A 9,854-nucleotide genomic window follows, 5' to 3' on the forward strand; every position below is an offset into this window, starting at 1 on the left:
TACTTGGGATACGGCATTCATAAAGGAGGTTTGATCATTGCCTCCGGCCATATAGATATTTGCCTTCAAAAATTCTGCAACAGTGTTGGCTTCTTTATTTAAATTATTCAACCCTGCAACCAAGCTAAATTGTTGTTTTCTATTAAAGTAATTTAACGTCAAACTTCCTTCCCTCCTATCATTATACCCATAACTAAATCCGATATTACCAAATATTCCTGTTCCCTTTTTTAGCAAGATATCCATTTCGAGTGGGCCCTCTTCGTCCGAATTCAAACTTCTTTTTTCATAAACTTTCACATTTTTAACAGCAGAATTTGGCAAATTTCTAGTAGCTACAATGGTTTCCCCTCCTAAAAAGGGCTTTCCATCAACGAGCACATTTTTAATTGATTTTCCATTAACAGTCACTTCCCCATCTGCCCAGACCACAATGCCAGGAACCTTTTTCAACAGGTCTTCAACCACTGAATTTTCTTTTAATTTGAAGCCAGCAGGATTAATGATCAAGGTATCATTCTTCATAAAAACAGGGGGAAGGTTTATGGCAATCTCCTCAATCTCTCTAATCCGCTCTTTCATTTTAATATTTCCTAAGTCCAATACATTCGGAACATCTGGACTCTGGAATTTTATTTCAATTGGTTCATAACTTCCATGGGTGATTTTTAAAAGTGTCGCCTCTTTGATTTTAGGTAGATTTTCAAATATAATTAAGCCTTTGCCATTGGTTAGTCCATATTTTAACAACTCTTCTCCTGATGCATCGTATAATACAACGGAAGCGGAAAGTATCCCTTCGTTTGTATTTTTATCAATTACCAAAGCCTGTAATTTGTAATTAATTGATCTTGGTTCTTGCCCGAAGCTAAACTTGCTTAAACAGCATAGGAAACAAATCAGAAGAAAGCTATTTCTCATAGGACAATATCCTTTTGGAACGACTAATTCATTTTTAAATAAGAGAGCCTTAAAATGGGATTATGAAATTTCATTTCGCTAATTTTCTTCAAATCATCTGTCATTTCCTTCACTACTACTTTCTCATAAAATTGTCTTTGTTTTTGGTATAACATATTTTTAGGTTCTTTCTGAGATAATTCAGTATATTTTTCCAAATCTTTCCTTTGTTGTTTCAACATCGATAAATAATCAAAGTTAATTGATGTATAAACAATGTTTTTATCCATTCCTAAAATTTGGTTATAAGCTCCAGACTTTTGTATATCTTTTGCTTCAATTGAATTTAAATCGGTTAAAACCTTACTATTGGAATTATATAAAATAGCCTGTTTTGAACTGAATCGCATGACCCACAAATTTTGATAGGAATAAACATAATCTAATGCATAGATTAGATTCATGTTTTTAACCATAAAATTAATTCTCTTACCATCATAAATTTTATTGTATAAAAAATCATTTGGTAGGCTAAATTCTAAAGGCAAAATAATTTCAAATCTTTGATGAAAATTTGCATTTGAATCAATTTCATAAATACTAAGATCGAATTCTCTTATAAAAAGACTCCTATCGAGCCTATTATTCAAAAAATGCTTACCCTTCCTTAAGATATCATTGCGCTTTATAAAAACCTTATTCCGGTTAATAAATTTCAATGAATCAATTGAATCTAGATTTTTTCTTACAATAAATAAGTCATAAAATTCTTCTTGAATATTTGACCTATACTTTAAATCTAGAGATATTCTATTAACCATTTTTCTTTGATCAATAAAAACATCTTTTTCTGGTACAACTTTAAGTTGTTCACCTTCTAAATCAAACAAATAAATTAATTCAGTTTCATTATTGAAAAAGTTTATGCTTTTATCATTTTCATTGAAATACCAAGGATAAGATAAATATTTTTTTACTCCGGGAATTTTTAGAAATTCGATTTTAGCTTGATACTTACCATTTTTCTTGAATATAAATATGGTGGAAGACCTTTTTTCAAATATCACATATTCGTCTTCTGTAATAAATAAATTATCCACATCTCTAAATTCAGATTCTGGAATGGTTTCTAAATAAACTAGTTTAGTGGAATCAAATACCTCTGATTCAAAATCTGAAGTTAAATTATTAGGATCGATGCGAAGCTGAATTGAAGAGTCACGATTTATGTGAAAAACTTTATTTTCTTGTGCCGCTGCAATTATCATCAACGAGCACCCAAATAAAACAAACCATAAAATAAAAATTGTTATTTTTTTCATAAAAAGTTAATGGTTTTACCTAGTTAGTCTCCGATTATAAAAACAGATGAGCAGCAATTAACAATTGGATATCTAAACTTAATTTTTTTAATCCATATATCAAAAAAAATTAGATGATAGATGATAGATTTTAGATGATAGACCTTGGGCGCCTTACAGAAGTCTAATATCTAATGTCTAATATCTAATAATCTAAAAACGTTTATTATCCATTTTCTCGAGGTTGTTTCTAACCTATGACTTCAAAATATGTTTGAATTTGGGTTAGAATCGTGGTTTAATTAGGTTTAAAGCAGGGTTAAAGTAGGCGAAAAGTAGGTAAAGCATACATTTTATATACTTTAGGTATACTTTCAGTATGGTTTAACACCGAAGCGAACTATAAAAAAAGTTAGCCTAAATTCTTTTGTACATGATTTATAATATTACTTTTTTGCAACATACTGCTCGAAACAAAACTTTACCTTCACTGTTCCATAAATCATACAATGAATCCAGAAAATATAGGGTAATCCCTAAATTTCAGTAAGTATTCAGAAATCACAGCATCATGAAGAATTCACTTTTTATCGAAAAAGCTTATCATAACGGTTCTTTTATTTCTTCTGAAAAGACATTTGAAGTAATCAATCCAGCCACTTTAAAACCCATCGGCTCTTTGCCGGATCTGACCGTGAAAGACTGTCAGAAATTCATTAAATCTGCTGACAAGGCTTGGAAGAGCTGGAAAACAACTCCTGTAGGCGAAAGGTCGAAGTTGGTTAGAAGGCTTTTCGAATTGATCAATGAACATCGGGATGAGATGGCGGAGATTATGACTTTGGAAAGTGGAAAACCCATCAATGAATCTCAAACAGAAGTGGATTATGCCAATTCTTTTATGGAATGGTTTGCTGAGGAAGGGAAACGTGCGTATGGGGAAACTATTCCTTCCTTGGCAGGTAATGCCAGGCTTCAGACCATTAAGCAAGGTATTGGTGTGGTGGCCGCCATTACGCCTTGGAACTTTCCGCTTGCTATGATTACGAGGAAAGTGGCTCCGGCATTGGTGGCAGGATGTACTGTGGTTCTTAAACCGGCATCTCAAACCCCTTTTTCGGCCATTGCTTTGGCTAAGCTGGCGGATATGGCAGGATTTCCAAAAGGTGTGTTTAATGTGATCACTTCAAAGGATAGTAAAGGGATTGGAAAAGAATTGGCGACAAGTCAATTGGTAAGAAAAATATCTTTTACGGGATCAACGGAAGTTGGTCGGACTTTGATGGAGCAGGCTGCGAGTACCATCAAAAGGATATCTTTGGAATTGGGAGGGAATGCGCCATTCTTGGTATTTAATGATGCGGATATTGATCTGGCGGTTAAGGGAGCTATAGCTGGGAAGTTTCGTAATACGGGGCAGACCTGTGTTTCCATAAATAGGTTTTATGTGCAAGAGGATGTTTATGCAGCGTTTTGTAAGAAGTTGACAGCCGCGGTTAAGAATTTGGTTGTTGGAAATGGAATGAAGAAAACGACCCAGGTTGGTCCTTTGATCAATAAGTCTGGGTTGGAAAAAGTGGAGCATCATGTGGCGGATGCGTTGGCCAAAGGGGCAAAGATTGAAACCGGTGGGAAAGTGATCAAGGATTTGTTTTATGAACCTACCGTGCTTTCTAATGTAAGCCCGGATAGCTTGATTGCAAGTGAGGAAACCTTTGGTCCTGTATGTGCGCTATTTAAATTTAAAACGGAGGATGAGGGAGTAAAAATGGCTAATGATACGCCTTTTGGTTTGGCATCTTATTTCTACAGTGAAAATGTGAAGCAATGTTTTAGAGTTGCGGAGCAATTGGAAGCTGGTATGGTAGGAATTAATGCAGGCTTGATTTCAAATGCTTCGGCTCCTTTTGGCGGGGTGAAACAGAGTGGATTGGGAAGGGAAGGCTCGAAATATGGGTTGGAGGAGTATATGGAAATTAAGTATTTGTGTTTCGGAGAGTAGGAACTTTACCCGTCATTGCGAGGTACGAAGCAATCTTTCGGTTAGTGTAAAGATTGCTTCGTCGTACCTCCTCGCAATGACGTTACCAAATATGATACCTCACCCCTATCATTACATAATTGGGATCTATCGCTTCCGAAGCAAATTGATACTTCAACTTATACCCTGTATAAATCGATAAATCAACTGAGGGAAAATAATAACTCACCCCTACCTGTCCAATCGCATTCGTATAATTCTCTTTTCTTCTAATAGGTCCTTCTACATCCCCATCGATCGTAAAATCATAGGTATAAAAATCCTGACTAATACCCGGACCTAAAAAAATATTGAAATTAGACTTTTCCTTGTTAAATACATTCACCAAATAATCTGCACCTACGGCAATATATCCACCTCTACCATAAACCTGGGCCTGTAAAGCCTGAAAATTGGTCAGATCATACTTTCCTTGCACACCAAAACTCCCATCATAAGTTGGACTTTCCATCTGTACATCGCCATAAAATCCAAAAGCCCATTTATGCTCCTGTGCCTGACTGCTTCCAATAAATAATAATCCACAAAATAAAATGGTCAATAGCTTCTTCATAATTATAATTTTAGTCTCTTTTTTATAATTTTAGTCTTTGGTGCAGAGTTCTAGCCTACGTTTTATAGTCCTAATCTACTTTTTCTCCTTTAGATTTTCGATAGCGCTTGTAAAGCTTTACCAGCACCATCAGCAAAACACCTAATCCGATAATTCCTGTTACTCCAAATACCCAACCTATCGTTGATTTCAATACCACCAAAAATACAATCGCAAATAAGATAATGGTAGAAACTTCATTCCAAAGACGTAACTGGGTGGAGGTCCAGGTAGAATTTCCGTCCCTAAGCTTATACATGATCCTTTGGGAAATAAAATGGTAGATTACTAATCCGAGTACAAAGGCCAGTTTCATATGCATCCATCCCATGGATAATAATCCGGGGTTGACATATAACATGACGAGGGCTGAGGTGATTACTAAATACATGGATGGGGTGGTAATAACCCACCATAACCTGCTTTCCATGATGTTAAACTGCTTATGAAGCACTTGGTATTCGATATCTGACTTTTGTTTTGCTTCGGTGTGGTAAACAAAAAGGCGTGGCATGTAGAACAGGCCCGCCATCCAGCAAACTACAAAAATGATATGAATAGCCTTGGCGTATAGATAAAGCATTTTTAAGTATTTATTACAAAGGTACGAAAAGAAAGTCCGTTATAACGTCATTGCGAGGAACGAAGCAATCTTTAACCATGTCATGGTGAGCGTAGTCGAACCATCTGTTCGTATACAACCGTACAGATCCTTCGACTACGCTCAGGATGACATACATGGCTAAAGATTGCTTCGTCGTACCTCCTCGCAATGACGGAGAAAAACCTCCTCGCAATGACGGTTAATCTCCCGAGGAGAAAGCCTAATACCTAAAATCCTTGATAACCTCTACCGCGTATTTCACATTATCAAAAGGGATATCCGGCATAATACCATGCCCTAGGTTAAAAATAAAACCATCTTCCCCTCTCATCCTTTCAAAAAGATCCAAGATCTTCTTCTTGATCACCGGTTTATCCGCATACAAAACAAAAGGATCTAAGTTTCCTTGTACCGCCATTCCAGCAGGCAAAGATTTCTTGATATTCAACAGATCAGCATTCCAATCCACCGAAACCACATCCGGTTTTGCTTCTGCCATAATAGGCGCAAATACCGAACTTCCTTTACAAAAAGAGATCACTGGAATATCCTTACGATTAATATTATCCAAAATATATTTATTGTATTTATGGCCAAACTCTTGGTAATCGTTCCAAGAAAGCGCCAATGCCCAGCTATCGAACAATTGAAGGGCATTTACACCCGCCTCAACCTGCATGTTCAAATAACCTATCGTTACATCTGCAATTTTTTGAAGAATATAATGCGCCAATTCCGGCTCATTGTTCAGTAAAGTCTTCGTACGTTTAAAATCCTTGGACGAAGCGCCCTCTACCAAATAACTCAAGATCGTAAAAGGTGCACCAGCAAATCCGATCAAAGGCACTTTTCCATCCAAACGTTGTTGGATCACCTTGATCGCATCAGCCACATATTGCAATTTGTCCAAACAATCTACATTCAAGTTCTCTGCATCTTGAAGGTTTCTAACCGGGTTTGCGAAACGCGGTCCTACACCCTGCTCGAAGGAAAGGTCACCTCCCATAGCCTCTGGCGTAACCAAAATATCCGAAAACAAAATGGCAGCATCAACCCCCAATAGATCGATCGGCAACATCGTTACATCCGCCGCAATCTCTGGTGTTTTGCACATCTCCAAGAAAGAATATTTGTTCTTGATTTCCCAATATTCCTTCATGAACCGTCCTGCTTGACGCATCATCCATACAGGAGGTCGTTCCGTAGGCTGCGATAAGGCAGCACGGATCAATAGATCATTCTTTAAATTGTTGTTCACTATATATGTTTATTTACTTCGTTTCTGATTTTTTCTATGATGGAAACCTGACGCGCCGTTAGCTTAAGCTTTTCGGCCAGATCCAAATAGGTAGTTACCCGTTCGTATTCTTTTTTTCTCAGGTTGATGTTTGCCAGATTGATCAATACCATGCCCTTTTCATTATCTTTTCGCCATGGCAAGCGGGATGCCATTTGGAAGTGGTATTCCGCCTCATCTACCCGCTCCTCTTTCAAAGCGATGTTTCCCATCATGAATTCATAGAAATTACGACGTCCCTTGCGCAATTGATCGGGATTCTTGATCTCCGCCAATAGAGCTTTGGTTCGTTCGTAATCCTGCTTATGGAAAGCTTGAGTAGCTAGATAAACCGTACCTTCCTTAAAATAACTCCAGGTCAGGTAGGCGATCCCACCAAATATGTAAACCGCAATATTATAATGCTTGGCATATATGGCATACAATAGAAAAGCAACCGCAATAGCGATTACTATTTTACGTGCATTATTGGTCATCTGCTAATTTAATTCTGGTTGTCCGTGAATTTATAGCCCACACCACGGATGGAATGGAAATAAATAGGATGTTTCTGATCAGGTTCAAAATATTTACGGAAAGTCAGGATGAAATTGTCGATGGTACGTGTAGATGGATAAACATCATAGTTCCAGACAGTTTCGAGGATCTGTTCACGTGAAACAGCTTCATTCCTGCGTTCGATCAATAATTTCAACAACATCGTTTCCTTTTTGGTCAAGGATGAAATGCTGCCATCTGCATGGTGCAATTCGAAGGAATTGAAATAGATGGTCTTATCACCAATGGTGTAGGAATTAAGTTCTTTCAGGTCATCCCCTTTCATTCCACGACGGATCAGGTTGGAAACACGTAGAATAAGTTCTTCCAGGTTGAAAGGTTTCACCAAATAATCATCAGCTCCTTTTTTCAAACCGGTGATACGGTCTTCGGAACTGTTCTTGGCGGTCAAGAACATGATAGGAACTTCAGAATTTTGCAGACGAATGGTTTCAGCAACCTGAAATCCATCGATCTCTGGAATCATCACATCCAATATGATCAAATTGAAGCGCTCCTCCTTAAATAGTTTCAAGGCCTTTTTACCGTCCGTAGCTGTAGTCACCCGATAGCCTTCCAGCTCCAGGTTCAATTTGATAGCTTCCAATAAATGTTCTTCGTCTTCAACCAGAAGTATACGTTGTTTAGCTTGCATAGTTTTCAAATGTTACTTCAAAAATACTTCCTGAGGGTTTATTGTCCTTAACCCGAATGGAAGCATTGTGTTTTTGTAATACTGTTTTTACGATATATAACCCCAAACCGGTTCCTTTGGTTTTACGGGTAGCTTCGCTGCCGACGCGATAAAACTTATTAAATATAAGTTTTTTTTCGTCATCGGGAATTCCTTCCCCATGATCGGCAACAGAAAATAACAGGTTTTGTCCTTGTTTATTCAGATTGACGGAGACCGTGGCGCAGGGTGGTGAATATTTCACCGCGTTCTCCACCAAATTGGTGATTACGTTCGTAATCGCAAATTTATCCGCTTTGATTTCAATATCCTCATCCAGATCTGCTTTGATGACCTGGGATTTACAGGCGTTCTTCTGCAAACGATCGATCACCTGCTCGACCAACTCCGTCATGTTGAACACTTCTTTTGGCAATTGGTAAGCCCTATTCTCCAACTTGGTGGTAAGTAACACATTCTCCACTAAGTCGTCCAAACGTTCGATATCCTTAAGGGAATTGGAAAGAAAGACCTTTTGCTGTTCCCTGTCCAGATCGCGTTTTAGAATGGTTTGGATGTAAAGTTTTACAGATGCCAAGGGCGATTTCAGCTCATGGGTAATGGCCAAAAGGAAGTTCTGCTGTTGTTGGTTGTTCTCATGTTCCCTTCTAACATGTTTCTTAAGGCGAAAAGCACCCCAGATAAAGATCAAAAAGAAGATCAAGCCTTCACCAATGATCATACCCTTCCGGTCTGGTTCAAATTTGATCAAGATGAATCCCCACCAAAGCAATTGCGTGATCGCATAAAAAAACAAGAAATAAAAAAGAAATAATGCCTTCCTCATAATGAAATTCCAACCGCAAAGGTACTTAAATACGGATGTAATCGAAAACGCGCAAAAGAATATGACAGTAGGCTTAGAAACAGGTTTGACTGCCCTTTGGAAAGCCTGTATATTTGTACATGTTCAAAGATAAAAAGCATCTGTTTTTCGACCTGGATCATACTATCTGGGATTTTGATAGAAACGCCGAAGAGACCTTACATGATCTCTATTATAAATTTAATTTCCACGATCTTTTTCAGCGACAGAATTCGGATGAATTTATTGAGACCTATACGGTGAATAACCATCGGTTATGGGACCTGTACCATCATGGCAAGATCGATAAGGCAACCTTAAGGAAATTGAGGTTTGCTGATACGTTTAGTCAGTTGGGTGTGGATCCAGGATTGTTTCCTGTGGCTTTTGAGGAGGAGTACTTGGCGATTTGTCCGACCAAGACGAATTTATTTCCCCATGCGCATGAAACTCTTGCTTATTTGCAGGGGAAGTATCGGTTGCATCTGATTTCAAATGGTTTTAAAGAGGCCTGTGAAAAGAAATTGGAGCATAGCAAGTTGTACCCTTATTTTGAGACGATCGTGATTTCGGAGATTGTTGGGATTAATAAGCCGGATCCTAGGATTTTTAAGCATGCTTTGGATAATGGGCAAGCGGAGAAGGAACATGCGGTGATGATAGGGGATAATTTAGATGCGGATGTTCGCGGAGCGAAGAACGCTGGTTTGGAAGCGATATTTTTTAATCCAGGGGATAAGGATAAGCCGGAGGATGTGGAGTATATGATTGTGGATCTGAAGGAATTGCAGGAGATTTTTTAACCGTCATTGCGAGGAACGAAGCAATCTTTCCAAATGTCATGCTGAGCGTAGTCGAAGCATCTGTTCGGATATAAGCGTACAGATCCTTCGACTACGCTCAGGATGACAAGCTAAAGATTGCTTCGTCGTGCCTCCTCGCAATGAACTGTGTATATATCCAAATAATAAATTAAATTTTCTCCAAATAATATTCTGATTAGGCCGCTTTTGCGATGTAGCCCTTTCCAGATTTTGCGATGGC

10 protein-coding genes are annotated in these 9,854 nt (G+C 38.0%); 2 read left to right on the forward strand and 8 right to left on the reverse strand.

Translation table 11 applies throughout. The annotated features are described in order from the left end of the window. Both VJ786_RS16210 and VJ786_RS16215 read right to left on the reverse strand, forming a co-directional pair. Positions 1-921 (reverse strand): peptidase associated/transthyretin-like domain-containing protein (locus VJ786_RS16210; protein WP_496196877.1); only part of this gene is annotated, 921 nt, incomplete at its 3' end. 23 nt (positions 922-944) lie between these two features. After that, complete coding sequence (locus VJ786_RS16215) at positions 945-2,222, reverse strand: hypothetical protein (RefSeq protein WP_144038121.1); 1,278 nt, start codon at positions 2,220-2,222, stop codon at positions 945-947. Between the two features lie 550 nt (positions 2,223-2,772). On the opposite strand from VJ786_RS16215, the gene VJ786_RS16220 reads away from it, so the two are divergent. Continuing rightward, a complete protein-coding gene (locus VJ786_RS16220) occupies positions 2,773-4,203 on the forward strand; it encodes an NAD-dependent succinate-semialdehyde dehydrogenase (RefSeq protein WP_099366317.1) in 1,431 nt (476 codons plus the stop codon). An 82-nt stretch (positions 4,204-4,285) separates the two neighbouring features. Here VJ786_RS16220 and VJ786_RS16225 read toward each other — a convergent pair whose 3' ends face one another. The 6 genes from VJ786_RS16225 to VJ786_RS16250 all read right to left on the reverse strand — a co-directional run bounded on the left by VJ786_RS16225 (position 4,286) and on the right by VJ786_RS16250 (position 8,792). Next, positions 4,286-4,795, reverse strand: coding sequence for a hypothetical protein (locus VJ786_RS16225; RefSeq protein ID WP_099366316.1), 510 nt, complete (start codon positions 4,793-4,795; stop codon positions 4,286-4,288). Between the two features lie 70 nt (positions 4,796-4,865). Continuing rightward, positions 4,866-5,417 (reverse strand): protoporphyrinogen oxidase HemJ, encoded by a 552-nt coding sequence (hemJ, locus tag VJ786_RS16230; RefSeq protein WP_099366315.1) that lies wholly within the window; start codon positions 5,415-5,417, stop codon positions 4,866-4,868. 241 nt (positions 5,418-5,658) lie between these two features. Continuing rightward, positions 5,659-6,696, reverse strand: coding sequence for a uroporphyrinogen decarboxylase (hemE, locus tag VJ786_RS16235; RefSeq protein ID WP_099366314.1), 1,038 nt, complete (start codon positions 6,694-6,696; stop codon positions 5,659-5,661). After that, positions 6,696-7,211: a hypothetical protein gene (locus tag VJ786_RS16240; protein ID WP_099366313.1), complete on the reverse strand. Its 516-nt coding sequence runs from the start codon at positions 7,209-7,211 to the stop codon at positions 6,696-6,698. The genes hemE and VJ786_RS16240 overlap by 1 nt, the downstream gene beginning before the upstream one ends. 8 nt (positions 7,212-7,219) lie before the next feature. Further along, positions 7,220-7,927 carry a response regulator transcription factor gene (locus VJ786_RS16245; RefSeq protein ID WP_099366312.1) on the reverse strand — a complete coding sequence of 236 codons (708 nt, stop codon included), beginning with the start codon at positions 7,925-7,927 and terminating at the stop codon, positions 7,220-7,222. After that, complete coding sequence (locus VJ786_RS16250; protein ID WP_099366311.1) at positions 7,917-8,792, reverse strand: sensor histidine kinase; 876 nt, start codon at positions 8,790-8,792, stop codon at positions 7,917-7,919. The genes VJ786_RS16245 and VJ786_RS16250 overlap by 11 nt, the downstream gene beginning before the upstream one ends. A 119-nt stretch (positions 8,793-8,911) precedes the next feature. Here VJ786_RS16250 and VJ786_RS16255 point away from each other — a divergent pair, with 119 nt between their 5' ends. Beyond that, positions 8,912-9,613 (forward strand): YjjG family noncanonical pyrimidine nucleotidase, encoded by a 702-nt coding sequence (locus tag VJ786_RS16255; protein WP_099366310.1) that lies wholly within the window; start codon positions 8,912-8,914, stop codon positions 9,611-9,613. The last annotated feature ends 241 nt before the right edge of the window (positions 9,614-9,854 follow it).

Source organism: Sphingobacterium tenebrionis, from assembly GCF_037126265.1.
Lineage (GTDB): Bacteria > Bacteroidota > Bacteroidia > Sphingobacteriales > Sphingobacteriaceae > Sphingobacterium > Sphingobacterium tenebrionis.